We start from the raw sequence: 23,163 nt of genomic DNA, 5'->3' as shown, positions 1-23,163 counted from the left end.
GATGTTCACTCAGGTGCCGCAGCCACTGGTTTATGCCGAAGCGTTGCTGGCGCAGTTCGCCAGTCTGTCGCGGGCGGCGGACAGTGCTGCGCTGCTGGGTGAATTCGTCCGTGGTCTGGCCGAACTGAGCGGCTGCGAACTGACGCAGCTGTACCTGCTCGACGCCACCCACACCTGCCTGGGGATGAATGCCGAGTGCCTCGACGGCGCGCTGCAACCGCGTCAGGCGGCGAGCCTGTCGGCGGATTACAACGGTGAACAACTGCTGCAATTCGCCCTGTGCCAAAACCGCGTGGTGTGCCTCGACGACCTCACCGGCAGCCTGCACGAAACCAGTTTTCTGCCGGCGACGAGCACGCCGTGGCAGTCGCTGTTGTGCGTGCCGCTGGTCAATCAGCACAAGTCGGTCGAGGGCTTGCTGCTCTGCGCCAGCCGTCGGCGTACTGACCTGCAGGGTTTTGCCGATTCCCTCGGCCAGCTCGGCTCGTTCGTGCTCGGCCAACTGCATCTGCTGCAACGCCTGCGTCAGCCGCCGGCCGAATCGGCCACCGCCACACGCAGTGTGCCGAGCATCAGCGGCTACGGCCTGATCGGTAAAAGCGCGGCGATGCGCCAGACCTACTCGCTGATCAGCAAGATCCTCCACAGCCCGTACACCGTGCTGTTGCGTGGCGAGACCGGCACCGGCAAGGAAGTGGTGGCGCGGGCGATTCACGATTGCGGCCCGCGTCGCTCCCAGGCGTTCATCGTGCAGAACTGTGCGGCGTTCCCGGAAAACCTGTTGGAAAGCGAGCTGTTCGGCTATCGCAAAGGCGCCTTCACTGGCGCCGATCGCGATCGCGCCGGGCTGTTCGACGCGGCCAATGGCGGCACGCTGCTGCTGGATGAAATCGGCGACATGCCGCTGTCGCTGCAAGCGAAGATTCTGCGTGTGTTGCAGGAAGGCGAGATTCGTCCGCTGGGTTCCAACGACACCCACAAGATCGACGTGCGCATCATCGCCGCGACGCACCGTGATCTGGCGGCACTGGTCAGCGAAGGCAAGTTCCGCGAGGACTTGTACTACCGCCTCAAGCAATTCCCGATCGAACTGCCGGCCCTGCGTCAGCGCGAAGGCGACATCCTCGATCTGGCCCGGCATTTCGCCGAGAAGACCTGCACGTTTTTGCAGCGCGATCCGGTGCGCTGGTCGGACTCGGCGCTGGAGCATCTGTGCGGTTACACCTTTCCCGGCAACGTTCGCGAACTCAAGGCGCTGGTCGAGCGTGCAGTGTTGCTCTGCGAGGGCGGCGAGTTGCTCGCCGAGCATTTTTCCCTGCGCCTGGAAGCGATGCCCGAAGACAACAGCGGCCTGAATCTGCGCGAGCGGCTGGAGCAGGTCGAGCGCACTTTATTGCTTGATTGCCTGCGCAAGAACGACGGCAACCAGACCCTCGCCGCCCGCGAACTGGGCCTGCCACGGCGCACGCTGCTGTATCGGCTGGGGCGCTTGAACATCAATCTGGGAGATTTCGATGGCTAGGCAAAGAGCCCGCGAGATGTCCGCAAAAACCCATTTCAGCGCCGCCCGCAAGGGTCGGCGCTTTGTGCTTTGTCTACACCTGGAGACCCTCTGATGTCTGTTCGTCACTGGCACGCTGTCCTGCTGACCCTCGTCGTTCTATGCGGCCTTGGCGGCTGTAGCGGCAATTACAAATTCAACGACAACGACTATCGCCCGTTGGGTGATCCGCAAGCGGTCAATCGCGGCAAGTGACCGCAAGGAGCATCAAACATGGAATTGGTTTTCGAAATGCTGAACACCAAGCAGTTCGTGCCCACCGAGTTGTGCCAGCGGACCTTCAAACAGGCCGGCGGCGTGATCGGGCGCGGCGAGGATTGCGACTGGATCATCCCTGACCGCAAGCGTCACCTGTCCAATCATCACGCGATTGTCAGCTACCGCGAGGGCTCGTTCTTCCTCACCGACACCAGCAGCAACGGTGTCCAGGACGGCAGCAGTGGCGCACGCCTGCACAAGGGCGAGCCGGTGCGCATCGAGCACGGCAGCACCTACATTCTCGGCGACTTCGAGATCCGCGCGCGGCTGGTCCGTGACCCGGCGACCTTCGACGGCGAAGTCGGCCGCCCGCGCGCGGCTGGCAGCATCATTCCGGACGACGCCTTTCTCGATCTCGACCCGCTCAACGCCCTCGAACAGCAAGAGCGCGTCTACTCGGAAATCGATGAGCTGCTGTCGCCCACCGCCAAGCCGGAAGATTCCCGTCAGCGCGCCGACTACGCGCGCATCGACATGGAAAGCCTGATGGTCCCGGAGCTGATTGCCGCCCCGGTCGAACCTGAGCCGGCGCCTGCGCCGAAAGCCGTCGAGCGTCAGAGCGAAGGTTTCTGGGAGCACTTCGGCGCGGCGCTGGGCGTCGACGTCAAAGGCCTCAGCCACGACGAACGTGAAGCGCTGGCGCTCAACGCTGCGCGGCTGCTGCGCCAGAGCATCGGCGGTTTGCAGCAGAGCCTGCGTACCCGCTCCGAGCTGAAAAACGAATTGCGTCTGGCCCAGACCACCGTGCAGGGCACCAACAAGAACCCGCTGAAATTCGCCGTCGATCCGAGCGAAGCACTGCAGATCCTGTTGCAGCCAAGCAAGCCTGGGCACCTGCCCGCCGAGCAAGCGATCTCCCGCGCATTCCGTGATTTGCAGGCGCACCAAGTGGCTCTGCTGACTGCCAGTCGCGCCGCCGTACGCGGCACGCTGGAGCACTTCTCGCCAGAGCAGCTGACCCTGCGTTTCGAACGTGACAACAAGCCATTGATCGCCACGTCGGGCGGGCGCTGGAGAGCGTTCGGCCGCTATCACCAGGCCCTGCGTCAGGACGATGACTGGAGCGAGCGTCTGCTGGCCCGCGACTTCGCCCAGGCCTACGAAGAACAGATCCGCCTGATCTCCACCCTCCACACCGACCACCAAGGATGATGCGCATGTCTCGCCGCTCGACCGCTTTTTCAAGACGCTGACTGCGCTCACCGTGCTGGTGCTGCTTGCCGGTTGCTCGTCGCTGTCGCCGTACTCGAAAGTGACCAAGATCAACCTCAAGCTGACCGGCAGCGATCAGCTCAACCCGGACCTCAACGGTCGGCCGTCGCCGATCGTCGTGCGCCTGTTCGAACTCAAGCACCCGGTGACCTTCGAGAACGCTGATTTCTTCAGCCTCTACGAACGCGCCAAGGAATCCCTCAACCCGGATCTGGTGGCCAGTGAAGAACTCGAACTGCGCCCGGGTGAAACCGTGGAACTGAAACTCAGCGTGGAGGAGGGCAGCCGTTACGTGGGCATCCTCGCTGCCTATCGCGACCTGCCGGATACGCAATGGCGGCACACCGTGCAGATCACTCCGCTGGAGCTCACCGAGGCTGATCTGACCCTCGATCAGGCCGGTATCCGCAACACCCAACAAGTGCTCGCCAAGGCGGATGACTGATCATGAACACCCATAAAGTCATTTGGCAGGAAGGCATGTTGCTGCGACCGCAGCACTTCCAGCACAACGATCGTTACTACGATCACCAGATGAAAACCCGCACTCAATTGCTCGGTGGCTACACCTGGGGTTTTCTCAATCTGGAAATCGACTTGCAGTTCCTCAACATGGGCAAGCTGGTGATCAGTGAAGCCTCGGGGATCCTGCCGGACGGCAGCCTGTTCGAACTCGGTGGCAACACTGAGCCGCTGGCGCTGGACGTGCCGCCGAACACCGGCAACACGCCGATCTATCTGGCGCTGCCACTGGTCACCGGCAACCACATCGAGGCCCGGCGCCCGGAGCAATCCGACGTGCTCGCGCGCTACACCGCGTATGACGCCGAAGTCGCCGACTCCAACGCCGGCGATGATTCCGCCAGCCAGGTCAGCTGCGGTCGTCCGGACTTCAAACTGTTGCTCGGCGAGCAGCAGAGCGATCAGGCCTACGTGAAGCTGAAAATCTGCGACGTGCTCGATACCACACCCGACGGCGTGATCAGCCTCGACCCGGATTTCGTCCCGACCTACATTCAGGCCCACGCCTCCAGCTACCTGCTGTCGTGCCTGAAAGAAGTGATCAGCATGCTCAGCCACCGTGGCGACACCATCGCCGAGCGAATTCGCTCCAACGGCAAGGTTGGCGGCGCAGAAGTCGGCGACTTCATGATGCTGCAACTGATCAACCGCACCGAACTGCTGCTGCGCCATTACCTCGGTCTGGAACAGGTGCATCCGGAAGAGTTGTACCGCACGCTGCTGACCATGCTCGGCGATCTGGCGACCTTCTCCGGCGAGAGCAAACGCCCGCGTCTGGACAGCCGCTACTCCCACGCCGATCAGGGCGCGAGCTTTCGCAAACTGATGGAAGCGATCCGCCAAGTGCTGTCGATGGTGCTCGAACAGCACGCCATCGAACTGATCCTGCAGGCGCGTCAGTACGGCATCATCGTCTCGCCGTTGCACGATCACAAACTGCTCGGCTCGGCCTCGTTCGTGCTGGCAGCCAGTGCCAATTGCGACTCCGAAGAACTGCGTCAGCGTTTGCCGCAGCACCTCAAGGTCGGCCCGGTAGAGCGCATCCGCCAACTGGTCAACCTGCACTTGCCGGGGATCAAGGTCAAACCGTTGCCGGTGGCCCCACGGCAGATCGCGTTCCACTCGAACAAAACCTATTTCATCCTCGAACTCAGTTCCGAAGACCTGGCACAACTCGAACGCTCCGGCGGTTTCGCGTTCCACGTGTCCGGCGAATTCGCCGAGCTTGAACTGAAATTCTGGGCCATCAGGAACTGACCGACATGATCAAGGAAACGGATTACAACCAGGACGACAAAACCGTCCTGCTCGACCGTCAGGGCCACGGACCGGCATCGAGTCCGCTGACCGACTTCGCCGCGCCGCCGCGTTTCGAGCAACTGGAAGAACGCATGATCTACGCTGCGCGCCTGCGTCCGGCCGAAGCGTTCAACATCAGCCTCAACTCGCTGGTCGCGGCCTCGTCCGACCTGCTCTCGGAAGTGGTGCGTCTCAAGCACAGCGAAACCCGCGAAGATCTGTACGCACTCAATGAGCGTCTGACCGCCGGGCTGAAGTTGTTCGAAGTGCGCGCCCTGCACAACGGCGCCGAAAGCAGCCAGGTAATGGCCGCGCGATACGTGCTCTGCACCGTGGTCGACGAAGCCGTCGTGACCACGCCGTGGGGCAACGAAAGCGAGTGGTCGCAGATGAGCCTGCTGAGCAGCTTCCACAACGAAACCTTCGGCGGCGAGAAGTTTTTCCAGCTGCTCGATCGGCTGTCGAAAAACCCGGTCAAGCACCTGCCGATGCTCGAACTGATGTACCTGTGCCTGTCGCTCGGTTTCGAGGGCAAGTACCGCGTACAGGCACGCGGCATGCTCGAGCTTGAAGGCATCCGCGACGCCTTGTACCGGCAGATCCGTCAGTTGCGCGGCGACGTGCCGCGCGAGTTGTCGCCGCACTGGGAAGGTCTCAACGATCAGCGCCGCAACCTGGTGCGCATCGTGCCGGCGTGGATGGTGGTGCTCTTTACTCTGGTCTGCCTGGTGGTGATGTATTCGGGCTTCGCCTGGGTCCTGAGCGAACAACGCGACACCGTTCTGCATCCTTATCAGCCGCTTGATCCAGCCGCGGTGCAACCGCAGGCGCAGCCGTAAAACAGGGACGTGTGATGAAAAAGTTTTTCAAGAAAGTCGGCGCCTTCCTGCGCCAGACCTGGGTCTGGACTCTGCTGCTGGTGCTGTTCGTGGCGCTGCTGGTGTGGTTCGTCGGCCCGTTGTTGGCGGTCGATGATTACAAGTTCTGGGAAAGCGCGACCTCGCGCCTGCTGACCATCAGCGTGCTGTTCCTGATCTGGGGCCTGACCATGGTCTTCGTCAGCTGGCGCGCGGGTATCCGCAAGAAAGCCGAGGAAGAAAGCGAGGACGGCCAGGACCGTATCCGCCGCGAAGAGCTGATCGACGAAGAACAGAAAGAGTTGAAGGCGCGTTTCAAGGACGCGCTGAAAACCCTGAAGACGTCGAGCCTGTATCGCGGTCGCAGCGAGCGCTGGCGCAGTGACTTGCCGTGGTACCTGCTGATCGGTCCGCAGGCCTCCGGCAAGACCAGCCTGCTGGACTTTTCCGGTCTGGAATTTCCGATCAACAAGATCGACCGCAAGCTGACCCGCGACACCCTCGGCACCCGTCATTGCGACTGGTATTTCGCCGACCACGGTGTCCTGATCGACACCGCCGGGCGCTATACCACTCAACCGGACGCCGAAGTCGACGGCAACGCCTGGACAACCCTGCTGGAGTTGCTGCGCAAGCGTCGTCGCGGTCGTCCGTTGAACGGCGTGCTGGTGACCATTCCGGTGGAAACCCTCACCGGTGGCAGCGAGCAGGACATCGACACGCTGGCGCGCCAGGTACGCAGCCGTCTGCAGGACGTGCATCAGAAACTGCACGTCGACGTGCCGGTGTATCTGGTTCTGAGCAAGGCTGACAAGCTGCTCGGCTTCGACGAGTTCTTCGATCAACTGACCCGCGAAGAAAGCGATCAGGTGCTCGGCACCAGTTTCCGCAAGGATCAGGTCGGCACCGACGTCGCGGTTCTGCGCAACGAGTTCGAAGAGCTGCTGCGCCGCCTGAACAGCCAAGTGATCATGCGCATGCACTCCGAGCGCGACACTCAGCGCCGTGGGCGCATTCTCGACTTCCCGCATCAGTTGGGGCAGATCGGCGAGCGCCTGTGCCTGTTCGTCGACATGGCGTTCACCGGCAACCGCTATCAGCGCGCCACGCAACTGCGCGGTTTCTACCTGACCAGCGCACCGCACCTGACCCAGGAAATGGATTCGACCACCGCCGGCATCGGCGCCAGCCTGGGCATGAACGCCGGCGTGCTGCCGACCCTGCGCAGCGGTCGTTCGCGCTTCATCCACCACTTGCTCAGCCAAGTGATATTCCCCGAAGCCGATCTGGCCGGTCTGGACAAGCGCGAGCGCAGCCGCATTCATTGGGGCCAGCGTGCGTTGTACGTCGGCGCTCTGGCGGCACTGGCACTGTTCGGCATGCTCTGGGCCGGTGGTTTCTCCGCCAACTACGAGCGCCTGGAAAACCTGCGCACGCTGGCGCAGAACTGGACCCAGCAACGCTCGGCCGTGACGCCGCGCGATGACGCCATGGGTGTGCTGAAAGTCCTCGACACCAGCTACGCCGCGACCCAGGTGTTCCCGAGCAAGAGCGACGTGTCGTACCACGAACGTGGCGGCCTGTATCAGGGCGAAGAGATCAACCCGGTGGTGAAAACCGCCTACGAGCGTGAGCTTGAAGCGCAGTTGCTGCCCCGGGTGGCGACCATGCTCGAAGGGCAGATCCGCGCCAACATGAAAGACCGCGATCGCCTGCTCAACAGCCTGCGTGCGTACCTGATGCTGAACATGAAGGATCGTCGCGATGCGGCGTGGCTCAAGGACTGGGTCGCCACTGACTGGTCGCAGCGCTACACCGGCAACACAGCGGTGCAGAATGGTCTGAGTACGCACCTCGAGCGCTTGCTCAAGCAGCCGTTCATCTACCCGCTGAACGATCAACTGGTGACACAGGCGCGTCAGGTCCTGCGCAGCGAATCGTTAGCCAATGTGGTTTACCGCATGCTCCGCGAGCAGGCGCGCAACCTGCCGGACTACCGCTTCAGTCAGCACCTCGGCCCGCAAGGTTCGTTGTTCATCGGCACTGAATACGTGATTCCGGGCTTCTACACCCAGCAGGGTTATCAGCAGTATTTCTCGGTGCAGGGCGCGGCGCTGGTCACCGATATCCTGCGTGACAACTGGGTGCTGGGCGAAGGCGCGGGCATCAGCGACATGGACTTGCGTCGCCTGATGGTCGAGCTCGAGCAGCTGTACTTCCGCGACTACGCCAACTACTGGAGCGAAGCCGTTGGCCAGGTCGCATTGCCGCCAATCAGCGACGCCGGCGAAGGCGCCGAGCAACTGGCGGGCCTGACTTCGGCCAACTCGCCGGTCCTCGCATTGCTCACCGAAGTGCGCGAAAACACCCGCTTCGAAGCCGCGGCTGATCCGGTCGATGAAGCCGGTGAAGCTGCCGATGCGCTGGCCGGGCAGAAAGGCAAACTGGGCAAGGTCGGCAAACTCGCCGCAGCTGCCGCCGACAAGGCTTCGGCGCTGAACGTGGCGAAGAACCTGCCGGACACCGCGAAGAAATCCCTGCAACGCCGCTTCGAACCGCTGCATCGTCTGCTCGATGACAACAACGGCCCGGGCGCTGACCTGACGCCAGCGTTCAGCGCGCTCAACGACCTGCAACTGCAACTGGCCGGTCTGGCCCGTTCCAGCACGCCGGAGCAAGCCGCGTTCGAGATGGCCAAGACGCGCATGAGCGGCCAGCGTGATGCGCTGACCAACCTGCGTAATGCTTCCGGTCGTCTGCCGCGTCCGCTGAGCGTGTGGTTCAACGTGCTGGCCGAAGACTCTTGGCGACTGGTGCTCAACGATGCCTATCAATACCTGAACGGCCGTTATCAGAACGAGCTGTACAGCGTGTATGGCAAAACCATCAGCAAGCGTTATCCGTTCAGCGCCAGCAGCACCAGCGACGTGGCGATCAGCGACTTCCGCGAGTTCTTCCGCGCTCAAGGTACCGTCGACCGCTTCTTCGACAGCTACATGCGTCCGTTCGTCAGCGGCGATCCGGGCAACTACCGCATGCGCAGCGTCGATGGTCACAGCCTGCCGGTATCGAAGGTCTACCTCGATCAGATGGCGGCGGCGCAGACCATTCGCCAGAGCTTCTTCTCGATCAACCCGGCCGAGCCGACCGTGCAGTTCAAACTTGAGCCGTACACCCTCGACCCGGCGGTCAGCCGTTCCGAATTCAAGTTCGGCGACAAGACCATGGAATACCGTCACGGCCCGATCCTGCCAATGACCTTCAAGTGGCCGACCGATGCTGAAGACGGTCGCACCAGCCTGGTCATGGACAAGATGGCCGGGCGTCCGATCGGGATCGAGAAGAACTCCGGCCCATGGTCGCTGTTCCGTCTGTTCGACCTGATGCAGACCGAGTACCTGAACGGTCGTGACGTGCTGGTACTGAAAGCCGACGTGGGCGGCCTGCGCGCCAACTACCTGCTGACCAGCCAGCGCACGCCGAACCCGTTTGACATGGGCGTACTGCGTACTTTCCGTATGCCGGTGCAGCTCTGATGCTGGTGGCCAGTCCCTGGCGCAGCGCGGCGCGTACCGACCCGGGCAAGGTGCGGGCGCGCAACGAAGATGCCTTCCTCGACTCGCCGCAGCATGGGCTGTGGGTGGTCGCGGACGGCATGGGCGGTCATCAGGGTGGCGACATCGCCAGCCAGTTGATCGTCGCCAGCCTGGCTGAGTTGCCGCAACACGAGGACTTCGACGAACGCCTCAAAGCCATCCGCCAGTGCCTGCACTGGCTGAACCGGCGTTTGGGGCAGGAGTTGACCGTCACCGCCGGACGCCACGACAGCATCATGGGCAGCACCGTCGTCGCGCTGCTGGTGGAAGGCAATCGCGCGGCCTGCATCTGGGCCGGCGACAGTCGTTGCTACATGTGGCGCGGGCAGCGGCTGTATCAGCTGTCCAAGGACCATTCGCTGCAACAGCAATTGATCGACGAGCAGCAAATGAGCGTCGAACAGGCGGCAGCGCACCCGGCGGCTCAGGCACTGACCCGAGCCGTCGGCGCCGCCGACACACTGACCCTGGATGTGCTTGAACTCGAGGTCTATCCGGGCGATGTGTTTTTGCTCTGCAGCGATGGTTTGTATCAGGGCCTGAGCAGCGATGCCCTCGGCAACGCCCTCAGCCTCAGCGCGCCGCACGTGGCGCTGGAACGTTTGTTCGACGGCGCTCTGCGTGGCGCCGCGCGTGACAACCTGACTGCCGTGGTGATCCGCCAATGAGTGAACTCGAATCGCCCATCGATGACTTGCTGATCAGCGAAGAACAGGCCAACAACCTGACCTACTTCGCCTTCGCCAAGGAAAACAAGGCAGAGCCTTTGCTGGCGCCAACCAAGGCCAGCATCGGTGCACTGCCGGATGTACTCGCCGGTCGCTACCACCTCGAGCGTCTGCTCGGGGCCGGTGGCATGGGCGCCGTTTACCGGGCGCGGGATCTGCTGCACGAACAGTTCGGCGATCCCGACCCTTACATTGCGCTGAAAATCCTCAGCGAAGAATTTGCCGAATCGCCGGACGCCAGTGCCTTGCTCTACAGCGAGTTCGCCCTGACCCGACGCTTGCGCCACGACAACGTCGTGCGTGCACATACCTTTGAAGTCGACACCGAGTGCCAGCGGGCCTTCATCACCATGGAATACATGCGTGGCCTGACCCTGGACAAATTGCTCTGCGAGCGGCCCCTCGGCCTGCCGTGGCAAGAACTGCGCGACATCATCCTGCCGCTGCTCGACACGCTGGCCTACGCCCACCGTCGCGGCGTGCTGCACGGTGACCTGAAGCCGAGCAACGTCATGCTCAGCGAAGACGGCCTGCGCCTGTTCGACTTCGGTCTGGGGCAGGCAGAAGAGGGCACCTTGCCCGGCCTGCCGCACCTGAGCCGCGAGCGCTTCAACGCCTGGACCCCGGGCTACGCCGCCCCCGAACTGCTTGAGGGCCAACCGTTGTCGGCCAGCGCGGACGTGTACGGCGTGGCCTGCGTAATCTATGAACTGGCGGGCGGCAAACACCCGTTCCGCCGCTTGCCCTCGACCCAGGCCCGCGACGAGCACCTGGAGCGCGAGCTGCGCGCCCCAGCGAATCTACCCCAGCACGGCTGGCAAGCGCTGCGAACCGCGCTGAGCTTCAACCCGGCAGAACGCACCATCACTGCCCAACAATTGCGTGACGCCTTGGGCGCCACTTCGTCCTGGCTGCAACGTCTGCGACTTCGGGCGTAACGGATGACATTCGAACAGGGAGCACACGATGTTCAACTCAGCTAACGAAACCCACTTCAGCCTAAAGGTCGAAGACTACGTCGGCGACCTGCAAGTGCTGTCGTTCACCGGCACCGAAGGCATCAGCCAGGCGTATCGCTTCGACCTCGAACTGGTCAGCGAAAACCCCGATCTGGATCTCGAACAACTGCTGCACAAGCAGGCGTTTCTGGCATTCGATCCACAGGGCTCCGGCATTCACGGTCAGATCTACCGCGTCGCCCAGGGCGATGCCGGCAAGCGCCTGACCCGCTACAAAGTCTCGATCGTGCCGCAACTGCAATACCTGCATCACCGCACCAACCAGCGCATCTACCAGCAGATGTCGGCGCCCAAAATCATCGCGCTGATCCTCGAAGAGCACGGCATCAAGAGCAACGCCTACAGCTTCCAGCTCAGCCAGCCGTGCCCGGATCGCGACTACTGCGTGCAGTACGACGAAACCGACCTGCATTTCGTCCAGCGTCTGTGCGAAGAAGAGGGCATTCACTACCACTTCCAGCACAGCGAAAAGGCCCACTTGCTGGTGTTCGGCGACGACCAGACCGTGTTCCAGAACTTGGGGCAGCCAACTGCTTATGTGCAGGGCAGCGGCATGGTCGCCGACGAGCCGGTGATCAAAGCCTTCAAACTGCGTCTGGAAACCCGCACCAGCCGCACCACGCGCCGAGACTACGACTTCGAAAAACCGCGCCTGCGAATGGAGGCTGCGTACAAACCGGACGGCGACAGCACTGAACCGGACCTGGAAGATTACGACTACCCCGGCCGCTTCACCGACCGCGCGCGCGGCAAATTCCTCAGCCAACGCGCCCTCGAACGCCACCGCGCCGACTACCGCCAGGCCGAAGGTCGCGGCGACCAGACCAGACTGGTCAGCGGCCACTTCATGGAAATGTCCGACCACCCGCGAAGCGAGTGGAACGACCTCTGGCTGCTCACGGAAATCTTCCACGAAGGCAAGCAGCCGCAAGTCCTCGAAGAAGGCGTAACCAGCGACACCACCGACAACAAGGACGACTTCCACCAGGGCTACCGCAACACCTTCCTCGCCACCCCGTGGGACGTGTTCTACCGCCCGGCCCTCGAACACCCGAAACCGCGCGTACTCGGCAGCCAGACCGCCATGGTCACCGGCCCCAAAGGCGAAGAAATCCACTGCGACCAATACGGCCGCATCAAAGTCCAGTTCCACTGGGACCGCGAAGGCCTCGCCGACGATAAAACCAGCTGCTGGCTACGCGTCTCCAGTTCCTGGGCCGGCGACCGCTACGGCGCCATCAGCATCCCGCGCATCGGCATGGAAGTCCTCGTCACCTTCCTCGAAGGCGACCCCGACCAACCACTGGTGACCGGCTGCCTGTACCACAAAGAAAACCCGGTGCCGTACGCACTGCCGGCGAACAAAACCCGCAGCGTATTCAAAACCCTTAGCTCCCCGGGTGGCGGTGGGTACAACGAACTGCGCATCGAAGACAAGAAAGGTGCGGAGCAGATCTACATTCATGCCCAGCGCGATTGGGATGAAAACGTTGAGCATGACCAGAAGATTCGGGTCGGGAATGAGCGTCATGACACGGTGGTTAAGAACACCTACACCGAGCTGAAGGCTGAAGAACACCGCACCACTATCAGCGACCGCAAGATTGAAGCGAAGCTGGATGATCATCTGACGGTTGGGCAGAACCAGCATGTGAAGTTGGGGACTGCGCAGCTCACCAGCGTGGGAAAAGAGATTCACCTTAAGGCTGGGGACAAGATTGTTATTGAGGCGGGGACGGAGCTGACCATCTTGGGTGGTGGGAGCTTTATAAAGCTCGATGGCGGTGGGGTTACGGTGGTTGGGCCGGTGATCAAGATCAATGCGGGTGGCTCGGCTGGATCGGGGACTGGCATCGGGATTAAACCGCCGGTGCTGCCGGGGGCGGCGGATAAGGATAAGGCGGGGAGTTTGATGGATCAGGCGTTGTTGAATGCGCCGCCTGAGAAGGTCAAACCGAAGGCTTTTTTTGTGTTTTCCGAGTGATCGACATGAATGGTGTTTTGAAGAAGAGCAATGGCATCGCGATAGCGGTTTTCACCGCGTCGCTGTTGAGCCTGTTTCATGGCAGCGCTTATGCGGAGGAGTGTCCGTCCGAGGACTTTTCCCAGTTTCTGCCGGCGTTTTCTGCGAATGCCGAAACTCAGCAGCGGTGGACTGCGATGACGGTGAAGTCGCTGGTTTTGAAACCCGAAGGAGAGGGGGGACTCTTGAGCCGCAAACGACGGAGATCAACAGTTCCACATTGGCGTTTCCGCTGATGGCACCTTTAGCCACAGACAAGACAGACGGGGTTGAAGTCGAAACAATCGACGACAGTCACGTCAACGCTGTGGACAAGCGAGCGGGTAACAGCAACATCAAGATTTTTAATTTTTCTCGTCAGGCATGCTGGGTACTCGAGGGCGTCGAGAACTGGTCGATCAATGATAAAGACCTTGTTGAAGCGACCACGCCGACCCTGACTACCGCCGAGAACTTTTGCTATCAGCGTGCGCGAACTTACGGGCGCCTTGGTGGCCTGGACAAATACTCCCTGACGGGAGAACTCTTTGAAGCAGCATTGGAAAACTACCTGTGTGCAGCAGCTTCCGGCGATCCTCAGGCAAGTCTCAGTGCTGCCAGTCTGAGTCTTTCCGGAATGGCATCTCAATTGGAAACAGAGAAGGTCGAAGCCCTGTTCAAGGCCGCCGCTACTACTCTGGCAAGCGGAGCTTCTGCATTGTCCACTTTCTATTGTTATGGCAATGACACAGATCCCGAGGGGCCTTGTCAGCATCCTGAAGAAGCAGAAAGGGAATTGATTCGCGCCGCATCGATGGGCTCTTCCGATGCTCAAAATAAACTGGGTGATACGTTCGAGACCGGAAGATTGGTAACCAAGGATGCCTCCAGAGCACTGGATTGCTATCGCTTGGCCGCCAGTAAAGGAAATGCAATCGCCCTTAGTAATTTAACCAGATTGAAATCGCAAACCGCTGACGCCACAGAAACCAGCCATTGCTATTGATTTGCAGGATGCAGAAATGACAGAACCATTAGATTTAACGGGTAATTACGAAAACCGTGGCTACGTGTACAAGATGGGTGGCGATGGCATAAAAACAAATGCGGCCGGTAATAAGTTAATCGACTGCTCGCACATGGTTAATTTGTTGCTGACGGGGGCTGGCTACAAAATCCCGTATCAAGATACCCGTGTTATGGTGAATTCCATTTACTACACAACCGTGGTGCCACCCGACGTCAAGAAAGGTGATATCGCTCTTTGGATTAATGAAGATCCGCTGGGTGGTGGGGATAAGTTATTTCATACCGGTATTGTTGTTGACGTTAATCCCACCGGTACTGCAGGCAAGTTCTTCGGCGCGCAGACGAGGAAAGGGCCATCATTTACTTATTTTGGCACTAAAGATCCGGCCTTCTACTGGCCGATTCCTACAAAGTTTCTCAGGGCTAAAGAAGAGTATAGAACCGGCGTAGCGGAACAACCTACCCCTGCCCCCGCTCCTGCACCAACGCCTGCTGGACCGGAGCCTGTTCTAAACTTTCAATTCCCCATAAGAAAGGCTGATGGGAAACAGTTTGACAGTGCCAATGAACTGTATACCGCCATCGGAAATGAGACCTCAGGTCAATACCTTTTGGGTAGCTATAACTTTTGGCACGGTGGCATTCATATTAGCAATGCCAGTGCATCCTACTGTGTGAAAGACGAGCCCGTACGATGCATGGCGGATGGTGTGGTTGTAGCCTATCGCCTCAACGAAGATTATTTACAGTCGGAGTACGCTGGAGATAAACCGGCCAAGCTTAAATACTCTAATTCTTTCTGCCTGGTTCGGCATGACTACAAGTCGCCCGCTAACCCGGAAGAAGGCCCGAACAAAAGGAAACAAAATAAGCTGGTATTTTTCAGTCTTTATATGCACTTGATGCCCTATAAAGGCTACTTGCCTACAGAGGAGGAGTTGGGTAAGCCGAAGATAAAGTTCACGGTGGGAGATTTTACTGCCCGCAGTGATTCTGAGGAAGGTCCGGAATGCGTGAAGTATGGGCTGATTTCTGCGGGCTCTGTCTTTGAAGTTCTAGAAGAAAAGCTTGCCAGTAACGGTATCACTTATGCCCGAGGTAAGTTGTTAAGTGGCAAGGTGCCTAACAGGAAATTAGGGGAAGAATCTTGGTTTGCTTATAAGAAAGACGGTGTGGCAGTCAAGAATAAAAAAGACACTGCGATCTGGAGCGCAATATTACCGCCGGAACGAACCCGGCCAGGCTATTGGAAAGGGCTGGTTAAGGCTCGTGTCAGCGCCCCGAACGGATTGCCGTTGTTCGCAGCGCCCAAAGCTGTTGCTAACGGTGAAAGTGCTGGTGAACCGCTGGGAGAAATGGCCCTCTGTTTGAACAGTGAAATTAAATTCGACGGTACCAAAGTATTTAATCTGAAGGTTGGAAGTTCTCTGGTTCGCATGGCTGAATGCACCTGCCTGTCTGGCGGTTTGAGAGGCGCAGGGACGGCTCCGTCAACATTCTGGGCGAGCGTCGAAGATATCGGTAACGGTCGGATGGTCACGTGGGCCGAAGTCACACCTGCCGAATTCGATAAGGTAATTGCTTGCGAAGCAGCGATAAAAGCAGGCCATCCAATAGGGTTTTTAGGCTTGCAGGAGAACCTCGGGAAAGTTGAGGGTTCAATCTCTAGCAAATATCACGCTCATATTGAGATATTCACCAGTGATACGGGTCTCGATAAATTCTTGCAGAATGAAGCAGCCCTGAAAATTGGCATGAGTTACCTGAATCTGCCGGCGGGCACGGTACTTGCCAGTAAGGCGTCCACGGGACAGCCCGCGACTCTTGAGTCCAAACATATAGTTCCTATGGGATCGGTTTCTGTGTTCAAAGACTCAAAAGGGGTTGAGTGGTATGAGCCGACCGTTACAGAGAAAGATAAAAAGCTGACGGGCCTGATCAAAAAGGCAGACGTTACCTTTACGTCTTCAGGTGCTCAGTTGATATCTCAACATGATTGGGCAAAGTTGGGATATGCAGTTGTCAAAGAGGGCGATGAGAATTCAGATGGTTTTCTTGATCCGGACTCGATGCCGCCTTTTTTCAAGGAGCTCCATGCGAAACTCGACGCTTTGGGTGACAAAGATGGTGAAGTTACCTCCGCGGACTTGAACTCAGCATTGAAGAATGTGGAGTTCCGGGATAAATGGACAAAGTTGATTGCTTACCACCCCACCGAGTGGCAGGCGAAGTCTTCCGAGCCCAAGTGGAGTCGTCTTGATCAACTGCTCGCTGAGTCGCCAAAGTTACTGGAACATGAAAAAGAGCGGATTGACAAGCTTGTTTTTTGGGATGAGCTGGCGGGTGCGTTACAGATGCCTCTTCCGAAACAGATCTATCATTTTCACCCGATTGCGTTCGTCAATAATTTCATGAAGTTTGCCGTGCCTGGAAAAGGTTGGGCGCACAGTGCGTTTGCCAATTTGCTCGCGAGCGTTGAGTCGAATAATGATTACACGGCTTACAACAGGACCAAGGGTGGACTGAAAGCGTTTTATAAAACTGATTTGACTACGTTGACCATCGCTGAACTACAGCAGAAACAGAAGGACCGGGATATTTTTGCGGCGGGTCGCTATCAAATGGTTCCTGATACGATAAATGGTGCTGTGAAAAAGCTCGAACTTGCTTCCACGCTTAAATTTGACGAAGAGACTCAGGATAAGATTTTTGAGGAGTACTTGATAAAAGTTAAGCGCAAGGCATTCATCCAGTATCTGGAGGGCGATGGCGACGTCGAAAAAGCTGCCTATGCCTGGGCCTTGGAATTCGCCTCGGCAGGTGTAAGAAAGGGTAAGACCATTAGCCCGGTACCGAAGAAAGATGAGCACGGAAACATCGAAATGAAAGACGGCAAACCGGTGATGCTGGCGAGGGTCGCCAGCTTTGAGGGACAGTCGTATTATGCGGGCGACGGTCTCAATACCGCTCACATTTTGCCGGCTGACATGGTTCGTGTTCTCGAGGAGTCAAAAAACAATGGCAAGTAAGTTATCAGCGTCCCGCTTGTTTTGGCTGGGCGCGCTTTTTCTCTTCTCGTGTTTCGCTAAGGCCGATGTGCCGCGGTTCGAAAACTATAAAGTCGACGAAATTTTTAAGGGCCAACATCACGATGCTGTTGCCAGTGATGAAAATAAAAGCTGGGCTGAGGGGCGCAAGAAAGCCATCAAGCAACCGGTAAATTTTGCGGGCCATTATGTTGTTTACGCAAACGGCTGTGGCGGCGGGTCTATCTGTGGCGAAATTCTTGACGTGAAAACGGGGGAGGTTGTTACGTCCTTTCCTAATGCTTATTACATCATCGGAAATGACGGTACCGCACCCTACGCGGCCGTCTACAAGCCAGACAGCAAATTGCTCGAAATTATGGGTGTAGCGGCCGATCCGGAAGTGGATGTAGAGGGTAACGATCTCGAGGAGGGTAACCGGCAGCGCTTTTACGAGTTCGATGGCAAGAAGCTCACTCTGATCGAACTTGTCGATCAGTAAGTTCGGTTTATTCCAAGGGGCAAGGTGAAGGATGGGCCTCTGGCTAAATCCGCCCCTCCCCTTTCTCCAGCGTGTTCATTTCCTGCCTTGTCGCCATCGACTATCCCTGATGTTGCAACGACCCGTTTGCACTCCTGGGATTCCGGGCGCAGGTGGGAGTAGGGCGGGTAAATTCAGTTCAACCCTTTAGCGGCATCACTAATCGGTCTGACTTGGACGATGCCTGCGTTAGCTGAAACCACCACATTGAGTCCCGTCAACGGTGTCGACACGAAATCAGCCCCAAATCCGGCACGTTTGAAGAGTTGCAGCCGGACTGCGGCGATGGCTTCGTTAACCTGCGCGTCGACAAAAAACCTAAGACGTTGCTCAGCACTTACTGGGGCATGAACGGACCAGATCAATGCATCACCCGATTCACCAAACGCAAAATCTGAATGACTCAAGGATGAACACCGTGAAACGTTTTGCTTTTACCCTGCTGGCCGTGCTACTGCCGGCTTCAGCGGCCTATGCGCAGGACGACTGCAGCCATGTCACCTCAAGCCTGCAAATGGTCCCCTGCTCGGAGGCGGCGAAGAAGGCTGCCGATGCGCAGTTGAACCTCAGCTACAAGCAGTTGATGACGCGGCTTGAGTCTGACTATCGAGCAGATCCGGCATTGGGTGCGGAGTACGCAGCGAAGGTCAAAGAGTCGCAACGTGCGTGGTTGAAGTTGCGAGATGCGAACTGCCCCTTGGAGGCGTTCGAGATCGAGGCGGGGATGCCGGCTCATGTGTTCGCGGTTAACTCGTGCATCGCCAGAATGAGTCGCGAGCGCTCGGCGTATCTGGAGAAGATCGCCCCTGCTCTTGCATTCGACAAGAGCGCTTCGACGGCACCGACCAATGACGCTTGCCCCTCGGAAGAGTTCGCTCCTTTCCTGACAGCGTTTTCCGCCAACAGTGAATTGCAACGCCGTCTGACTGCAATGACGGTCAAGTCGCTGGTGTTGAAATCGGTAGCGGGGAAGGATCGAAGTACCTTTGAGCCTTCGACCTCGGGTGTCAGTGGAACAGCCTTCACCTATCCGCTGATGGCTGCAATCACACCCGGCAAGACACTTGGAGTCGAGATCGAAGAGGTCGATGACAGTCGCGTCAACGTTGTGGATAAAAGGGCCGGCAACAGCAATATCAAGATCTTCAACTTCTCTCGTCAGGCGTGCTGGGTGCTTGAGGGGATTGAGGATTGGTCGGTCAGCGAGAAGGATCTTGTCGCAACGGATAACCCGGGAATGAGCCGCGCCGAAAACTTTTGTTATCAGCGTGCAGAAGCGTTGGGTGGGCTGGGGTCTCTTGAGCAATACCGGCTGACTGCGGAGTTGATTGAAGCGTCGCTGGAAAATTTTGTGTGTGCTGCAGAGTCGGGTGATGCACAGGCGAGCCTGTCGGCGGCGAGCCTGAGTCTTTCGCAAATGGCATCTCAGTTGGAAACCCCTAAAGTTGAGGCTTTGTTCAAGGCGGCTTCGAAAATACCAAAGGGTGCGCTGGGCTATGCAACGTTTCTTTGTTCGGGAAACTCCTCCGACTATAACGGCCCTTGCCTTCATCCCAAACAGGCAGAAGAGCAGGTTATTCGAGCGATTACCATGGGCTCCACAGACGCGATGAATTATCTGGCTTCTACCTTTGAAGCAGGCGAGTGGGGAACGAAGGATATGTCTCGAGCGTTAGCCTGTTATCAAATGGCGGCTGACAAAGGTGATCAGTTGGGCCTCTTCAACGTGGGGCGATTGGGATCGTCAGCCACGGCGCCGGTCAAAGCCACCCACTGCATTTGAATGTCGAGGGCCTGTTTGAGGCGGTTTTGCACAAGTTTTTTCTGAATTCCTCACGCTAAAACGTTTAATGCTTGAGCATCTGACGACCCCGATTTTCCTTTAAACTCCCCACCCCCAAGGAACGCTCAGGACACGGAATGCCAGCCTCTTCTTCCTCGCTTCGCCCAGCGTTGGTGCTTTGGCTATATGCCGCTGCGATCACGCATATCCTCGCCGGTCTTACCCTGACCTGGGCCGGTGACTCCGGCTTGCTCGATGGCTACCTGCAAGTCCTCGAACTGTCGTTCTGGGGTGCCGATGCGGTACCAGCGGCCGGACACGATCAACAGGTCTGGTGGCTCGCGCTGTTCGGCGCGACGTTGCAAAGTTATTCGCTGTACATGTTCGCGCTGGTGCACCTGGGCAATCGCTTGAAAGTCGCGGCAGTCTGGGGTTGGTTGATCGCGGGCATCCTGTTATGGGCGCCGCAGGATATGTGGCTCTCGGCGCAACAGCAGGTCTGGTCGCACGTGTGGCTCGATGGTTTTGCGCTGTTGGTGTTGTTGCCGCCGCTGTTTTGGCTGTACAGACATGACCGTCAAGGGAAGGAGTAACAGCGTGAAAGTATTTTCGATTCTTCTCGGTTGCTTGCTCTCTGCTGCTTCATCCGCATTGTTTGCTGGAGAAGCGTGCAACCCAGACAGTTTGTCCAACCCGGACTTGATCACCTGCGGCCAGCAAACCTTCAAGAAAGTCGATGGTGTCTTGAACGAACAATACAAAAAAGCGCTGTCGACTCTGGCTCCTGCGGAGCAAAGCCATCTGAGAGATGTGCAAAAGAACTGGGTGCGCTTCAAAGAGTCGTTTTGCGAAGAGCTTTATCAAGCCGCGTTGCCGGGCGCTGAGGCGCCAATCGAGAAGCTCGGGTGCCTCGTGCAAACGACCAATGCCCGTTTGGGTGAATTGATTTCCCTACAGACGGGCTTACCACTAGACGGTTTTTACAAAGCGGCATCCGCGATTGCGGGGAGGGATCGTGAGAGAAATGTAACGACCTCAATTGAGCTGCTGGGAGGGGAAGAGCTCGATGATCCGCTTTGGAAGCAATACGCGGATGGGCACTGCAAATTGAGCGAGCGTTTGTTCCGTGAGGATTTTGAGAATTGCAGGGTGCGGATGCGCTTTCAGTTACCTATGAATCGTTAAATGAATTTTCGTTTGAAGTTGTCGCCTGCATTTATCTCTGCTCTTCTGCTAGTACCAATGACTGCCCATAGTGAAGTTTCTACACAGCTAAAGCGGTTGCCATGTGCGGTACTTCAGCGGGGTCAAGCGTTCCTTCAATAGCCTTTTACGTCCTGCCGATGAGCGACTGCGTCGGCGGTTGAGGCTTGAAGGCTGCGGAATGCTCGGGCCAAGTAATCAGTGTCAGGTTATTTCTGTTTATGTTCAGGAGCTTGGAAACATCGCTACCCTCATGGCCTTTGAAGATTGCCAGTGGTTGTCCATGTCCAAAATTCGAGGTAACGGGTATCGCTATCAGATCTGGCGATCTGAGGCGCGCAAGGCTGCGGAAGATATGGCGCGTGAAAGCCAGAATCTCAAAGGCCGAGGTATCGAAACTACTCAAATCCGGTATGAGCCTATTACTCCCGTTGCCATCGACGCTGCGGATCTTTGGGGTGATGAGGCTACGCTGTACCCGTGGCACGATGTGCATCAATGGAAACAGACTGACACTCGTGGCTTTGATCTCTCGCTTTGGTTCAACCACGAATTGTGTGGGCTGTGTTATGCGTCACCGCGCAAGAGCAAACTATGCATCAAGATCGTGATTCTGGAGGGCAAGCCGGAAAGATCCCATCCGTTGCGGGGCACAGTGGCTGCTTTGGCATTAACCGCGATTGAAAACTACGCTCTCTTGATTGGCTGTACAGAAATTGAAGTTCAAGAGCCGGCAGTCGGTGCTATACCCATATACGAGAATTTAGGGTTTGGCTTTGATCCGACGGGCCGGCTTGTTATTGCGGTTGAGCGGTAATACTATCCAGTCAAATTTCGAGACCCGAGAGGTTTCCATGAAAAAGTCCAAACACGAACCCAAGCCTTTGATGGCTGCCCGGTTCCAGGCTGAAGCTCGTGAAGTCTTGGCCAAACGCTCCGGTAAGCGCAGCCGCTTTCTGGATGCTGCCCTGTCAAAAGGCAGTGATTTTGAGCCTGTCGGTCGACTTGCCGGTTGAAGCTTTCGAGAATCTTAAAAAAGCTGCCCTCGTTGGCAGCTTTTTTATGTCTGGATTTTTACCGACATTGTTGAAAGAGGACTTAACGTCCCCTTTTTTCAACCATCAATCCCGCTACGGCTTCGCCGCCGCGCTCTTAACCTCAATATGATCCAGCGTCCCTTCCACCATCAATCGCACCCCGTCCGCCATTCTGCTCAGGGCCAGCGCCACCGAGCGGCGGGAGCCGTGGAGGTCGTCGGCGAGGTCGCAGGCGATGACGCTGATGGACAGGAGGTCTTCGGAGGCGTTGGCCATGAGGGCTTCGGCGTCGGTGCCGGGGGAGAGTTTGAAGAGGCCGGTTTCGCGTTTGGGGTGGGGTTCGGCGGGCGGTTTGAAGTGGTGGTCGAGGGCGCGTTCGGCGGCTTCGTGGAATTTCTTTGATTCGAGAGATTCGTAGGGCGATATATCTGGGGTTTCGGGGGGATTGGGGGTTGGTTTGATCATGGCGCAGCTTCCTGGAATTTATGAGGCTGACACCAATTCGCTTCGCACTTCGAATAGGTGGCAGCTGTGCGTTGGTGTGCAAGACCGGTCCAGGTGGCCGGCAGACCCGAAGGTCTCCGACGCACAGCCGCCATAACGATTCGCGAGCATAGGAAAACACTCGGCGAAATGCCACTAGCGATTGTGCACCTGAACCGGACTTGCACGTCCGAGTCGCCGATTTTGCGGCGACCCACAGAGCCTATCCCCACCGCACCAACTCGCCTAGTTCACGCACAGCCCCGCACTTTGCAGGAGATTTCCCATAGATTCGCGGGCCGGAAGATCAAAAGATCGCCGGCTTCGCCAGCTCCTACAGGGATGTGTTTCAACAGGTGTAGGAAAGGTGAGTGGTGAGACGCGGAGCGTCTCGGGATACATGCCCACGCGGAGCGGGGGAAGGATCAATGGGCGAGCGCTGAATCGTGACTTGGCGGTCATCGTGCAGGAAATCGCCTACATAATCCTTCAACAGCGTCAGATACTGGCGTTATCGTCCGAATCCCTTACACTGCCCCCGCCGTTCATTTTCCTTTTGAGGCTGTGCGCATGAAATTTCGTTTTCTTCTGTGGATGATGGGTTTGTTGATGGGTAAGGCCAGTCGGACTAATCCTGCGTTCCAGCAGCAGTTGGGTGACAAGGATCTGGTGTTTCAGCTGCAGACGCTGGATGGGAAAGTGGCGCGGCATTTTGTGGTGAAGAATCAGCGCATCACCAGCAAGTCTGGCGTGGTGGCGGAGCCGGCGTTTGCGATTGCGTTTAAAGATGCCGGTTATGGCTTTGCCACGATGCAGGCGAAGAACAAGCAGTTGGCGTTTATGCAGGGGATTCAGGACAAGTCGATCCAGCTGAAGGGTAATCCGGCGCTGGTGATGTGGTTTCAGGGGTTGATGAAGTACTTGGTGCCGAGGAAGGCTAAGCCTAAGGCTTGAGCCTTTGGTGACGCGGAGCGTCACGGGATGCATTCCCACGCGGAGCGTGGGAA

At 58.1% G+C, this 23,163-nt stretch carries 20 protein-coding genes and 1 pseudogene; 19 read left to right on the top strand and 2 right to left on the bottom strand.

The window, feature by feature from the left end; translation table 11 throughout:
• Position 1 precedes the first annotated feature (1 nt).
• From AB4N53_RS19235 to AB4N53_RS19175, 13 genes and pseudogenes are all read left to right on the top strand, one after another.
• Positions 2 to 1,522 carry a sigma-54 interaction domain-containing protein gene (locus AB4N53_RS19235; RefSeq protein ID WP_460122357.1) on the top strand — a complete coding sequence of 507 codons (1,521 nt, stop codon included), beginning with the start codon at positions 2 to 4 and terminating at the stop codon, positions 1,520 to 1,522.
• 93 nt (positions 1,523 to 1,615) lie between these two features.
• Positions 1,616 to 1,756, top strand: a complete 141-nt coding sequence (locus tag AB4N53_RS19230) for a hypothetical protein (RefSeq protein ID WP_003229566.1) — start codon at positions 1,616 to 1,618, stop codon at positions 1,754 to 1,756.
• Between the two features lie 18 nt (positions 1,757 to 1,774).
• Positions 1,775 to 2,971, top strand: a complete 1,197-nt coding sequence (gene tagH / locus AB4N53_RS19225; protein ID WP_056790868.1) for a type VI secretion system-associated FHA domain protein TagH — start codon at positions 1,775 to 1,777, stop codon at positions 2,969 to 2,971.
• A gap of 5 nt (positions 2,972 to 2,976) precedes the next feature.
• A pseudogene (gene tssJ / locus AB4N53_RS19220) lies at positions 2,977 to 3,476 on the top strand (type VI secretion system lipoprotein TssJ).
• A 2-nt stretch (positions 3,477 to 3,478) separates the two neighbouring features.
• Positions 3,479 to 4,810 carry a type VI secretion system baseplate subunit TssK gene (tssK, locus tag AB4N53_RS19215; protein WP_016772510.1) on the top strand — a complete coding sequence of 444 codons (1,332 nt, stop codon included), beginning with the start codon at positions 3,479 to 3,481 and terminating at the stop codon, positions 4,808 to 4,810.
• A 5-nt stretch (positions 4,811 to 4,815) separates the two neighbouring features.
• On the top strand, positions 4,816 to 5,691 hold the full coding sequence (gene icmH, locus AB4N53_RS19210; protein WP_016772511.1) for a type IVB secretion system protein IcmH/DotU: 876 nt from the start codon (positions 4,816 to 4,818) through the stop codon (positions 5,689 to 5,691).
• 14 nt (positions 5,692 to 5,705) lie between these two features.
• Positions 5,706 to 9,245, top strand: a complete 3,540-nt coding sequence (gene tssM, locus AB4N53_RS19205) for a type VI secretion system membrane subunit TssM (RefSeq protein ID WP_460122354.1) — start codon at positions 5,706 to 5,708, stop codon at positions 9,243 to 9,245.
• Positions 9,245 to 9,973 carry a PP2C family protein-serine/threonine phosphatase gene (locus AB4N53_RS19200; protein ID WP_041476618.1) on the top strand — a complete coding sequence of 243 codons (729 nt, stop codon included), beginning with the start codon at positions 9,245 to 9,247 and terminating at the stop codon, positions 9,971 to 9,973. The genes tssM and AB4N53_RS19200 overlap by 1 nt, the downstream gene beginning before the upstream one ends.
• The gene (locus AB4N53_RS19195; protein WP_460122352.1) at positions 9,970 to 10,971 is read left to right on the top strand and encodes a serine/threonine-protein kinase; all 1,002 of its coding nucleotides are present in this window, start codon (positions 9,970 to 9,972) and stop codon (positions 10,969 to 10,971) included. The genes AB4N53_RS19200 and AB4N53_RS19195 overlap by 4 nt, the downstream gene beginning before the upstream one ends.
• 28 nt (positions 10,972 to 10,999) lie before the next feature.
• Complete coding sequence (locus tag AB4N53_RS19190) at positions 11,000 to 13,036, top strand: type VI secretion system Vgr family protein (protein WP_460122350.1); 2,037 nt, start codon at positions 11,000 to 11,002, stop codon at positions 13,034 to 13,036.
• Entirely contained in the window at positions 12,984 to 14,060 is a 1,077-nt protein-coding gene (locus AB4N53_RS19185; RefSeq protein WP_460122348.1) for a tetratricopeptide repeat protein, read from the top strand. Before AB4N53_RS19190 ends, AB4N53_RS19185 begins: the two co-directional genes overlap by 53 nt.
• A gap of 16 nt (positions 14,061 to 14,076) precedes the next feature.
• Entirely contained in the window at positions 14,077 to 17,112 is a 3,036-nt protein-coding gene (locus AB4N53_RS19180; RefSeq protein ID WP_460122346.1) for a hypothetical protein, read from the top strand.
• On the top strand, positions 17,102 to 17,611 hold the full coding sequence (locus tag AB4N53_RS19175; protein WP_252877119.1) for a hypothetical protein: 510 nt from the start codon (positions 17,102 to 17,104) through the stop codon (positions 17,609 to 17,611). Before AB4N53_RS19180 ends, AB4N53_RS19175 begins: the two co-directional genes overlap by 11 nt.
• 173 nt (positions 17,612 to 17,784) lie before the next feature.
• Here AB4N53_RS19175 and AB4N53_RS19170 read toward each other — a convergent pair whose 3' ends face one another.
• Complete coding sequence (locus AB4N53_RS19170; RefSeq protein ID WP_460122344.1) at positions 17,785 to 18,057, bottom strand: hypothetical protein; 273 nt, start codon at positions 18,055 to 18,057, stop codon at positions 17,785 to 17,787.
• A gap of 11 nt (positions 18,058 to 18,068) precedes the next feature.
• Between AB4N53_RS19170 and AB4N53_RS19165 the strand changes: the two genes are divergently transcribed.
• The 5 genes from AB4N53_RS19165 to AB4N53_RS19145 all read left to right on the top strand — a co-directional run bounded on the left by AB4N53_RS19165 (position 18,069) and on the right by AB4N53_RS19145 (position 21,652).
• A complete protein-coding gene (locus AB4N53_RS19165) occupies positions 18,069 to 19,433 on the top strand; it encodes a lysozyme inhibitor LprI family protein (protein ID WP_460122342.1) in 1,365 nt (454 codons plus the stop codon).
• Positions 19,434 to 19,570: 137 nt separating this feature from the next.
• Entirely contained in the window at positions 19,571 to 20,026 is a 456-nt protein-coding gene (locus AB4N53_RS19160; protein WP_460122340.1) for a cell division protein, read from the top strand.
• Between the two features lie 4 nt (positions 20,027 to 20,030).
• Positions 20,031 to 20,618, top strand: a complete 588-nt coding sequence (locus AB4N53_RS19155; protein ID WP_460122338.1) for a lysozyme inhibitor LprI family protein — start codon at positions 20,031 to 20,033, stop codon at positions 20,616 to 20,618.
• 199 nt (positions 20,619 to 20,817) lie between these two features.
• The gene (locus AB4N53_RS19150; RefSeq protein ID WP_460122336.1) at positions 20,818 to 21,453 is read left to right on the top strand and encodes an N-acetyltransferase; all 636 of its coding nucleotides are present in this window, start codon (positions 20,818 to 20,820) and stop codon (positions 21,451 to 21,453) included.
• 37 nt (positions 21,454 to 21,490) lie between these two features.
• Positions 21,491 to 21,652, top strand: a complete 162-nt coding sequence (locus AB4N53_RS19145; protein WP_208939242.1) for a hypothetical protein — start codon at positions 21,491 to 21,493, stop codon at positions 21,650 to 21,652.
• A 114-nt stretch (positions 21,653 to 21,766) separates the two neighbouring features.
• Here AB4N53_RS19145 and AB4N53_RS19140 read toward each other — a convergent pair whose 3' ends face one another.
• Positions 21,767 to 22,138 carry a DUF6124 family protein gene (locus tag AB4N53_RS19140; RefSeq protein ID WP_460122333.1) on the bottom strand — a complete coding sequence of 124 codons (372 nt, stop codon included), beginning with the start codon at positions 22,136 to 22,138 and terminating at the stop codon, positions 21,767 to 21,769.
• 588 nt (positions 22,139 to 22,726) lie between these two features.
• Between AB4N53_RS19140 and AB4N53_RS19135 the strand changes: the two genes are divergently transcribed.
• On the top strand, positions 22,727 to 23,110 hold the full coding sequence (locus AB4N53_RS19135) for a helicase (protein ID WP_064389575.1): 384 nt from the start codon (positions 22,727 to 22,729) through the stop codon (positions 23,108 to 23,110).
• Positions 23,111 to 23,163 lie beyond the last annotated feature (53 nt).

The sequence above is a fragment of the Pseudomonas sp. H3_E04 genome, assembly GCF_054668915.1.
The sequence above is the reverse complement of the archived record's forward strand: the minus strand, read 5'-3'. Positions and strand labels throughout refer to the sequence as shown.

What these genes read in the sequence shown, in the direction of transcription:
- AB4N53_RS19235 (WP_460122357.1), top strand. Translation starts at nt 2, where the DNA reads ATGTTCACTCAGGTGCCGCAGCCACTGGTTTATGCCGAAGCGTTGCTG.
- AB4N53_RS19230 (WP_003229566.1), top strand. Translation starts at nt 1,616, where the DNA reads ATGTCTGTTCGTCACTGGCACGCTGTCCTGCTGACCCTCGTCGTTCTA.
- tagH (WP_056790868.1), top strand. Translation starts at nt 1,775, where the DNA reads ATGGAATTGGTTTTCGAAATGCTGAACACCAAGCAGTTCGTGCCCACC.
- tssK (WP_016772510.1), top strand. Translation starts at nt 3,479, where the DNA reads ATGAACACCCATAAAGTCATTTGGCAGGAAGGCATGTTGCTGCGACCG.
- icmH (WP_016772511.1), top strand. Translation starts at nt 4,816, where the DNA reads ATGATCAAGGAAACGGATTACAACCAGGACGACAAAACCGTCCTGCTC.
- tssM (WP_460122354.1), top strand. Translation starts at nt 5,706, where the DNA reads ATGAAAAAGTTTTTCAAGAAAGTCGGCGCCTTCCTGCGCCAGACCTGG.
- AB4N53_RS19200 (WP_041476618.1), top strand. Translation starts at nt 9,245, where the DNA reads ATGCTGGTGGCCAGTCCCTGGCGCAGCGCGGCGCGTACCGACCCGGGC.
- AB4N53_RS19195 (WP_460122352.1), top strand. Translation starts at nt 9,970, where the DNA reads ATGAGTGAACTCGAATCGCCCATCGATGACTTGCTGATCAGCGAAGAA.
- AB4N53_RS19190 (WP_460122350.1), top strand. Translation starts at nt 11,000, where the DNA reads ATGTTCAACTCAGCTAACGAAACCCACTTCAGCCTAAAGGTCGAAGAC.
- AB4N53_RS19185 (WP_460122348.1), top strand. Translation starts at nt 12,984, where the DNA reads ATGCGCCGCCTGAGAAGGTCAAACCGAAGGCTTTTTTTGTGTTTTCCG.
- AB4N53_RS19180 (WP_460122346.1), top strand. Translation starts at nt 14,077, where the DNA reads ATGACAGAACCATTAGATTTAACGGGTAATTACGAAAACCGTGGCTAC.
- AB4N53_RS19175 (WP_252877119.1), top strand. Translation starts at nt 17,102, where the DNA reads ATGGCAAGTAAGTTATCAGCGTCCCGCTTGTTTTGGCTGGGCGCGCTT.
- AB4N53_RS19160 (WP_460122340.1), top strand. Translation starts at nt 19,571, where the DNA reads ATGCCAGCCTCTTCTTCCTCGCTTCGCCCAGCGTTGGTGCTTTGGCTA.
- AB4N53_RS19150 (WP_460122336.1), top strand. Translation starts at nt 20,818, where the DNA reads ATGCTCGGGCCAAGTAATCAGTGTCAGGTTATTTCTGTTTATGTTCAG.
- AB4N53_RS19145 (WP_208939242.1), top strand. Translation starts at nt 21,491, where the DNA reads ATGAAAAAGTCCAAACACGAACCCAAGCCTTTGATGGCTGCCCGGTTC.
- AB4N53_RS19140 (WP_460122333.1), bottom strand. Translation starts at nt 22,138, where the DNA reads ATGATCAAACCAACCCCCAATCCCCCCGAAACCCCAGATATATCGCCC.
- AB4N53_RS19135 (WP_064389575.1), top strand. Translation starts at nt 22,727, where the DNA reads ATGAAATTTCGTTTTCTTCTGTGGATGATGGGTTTGTTGATGGGTAAG.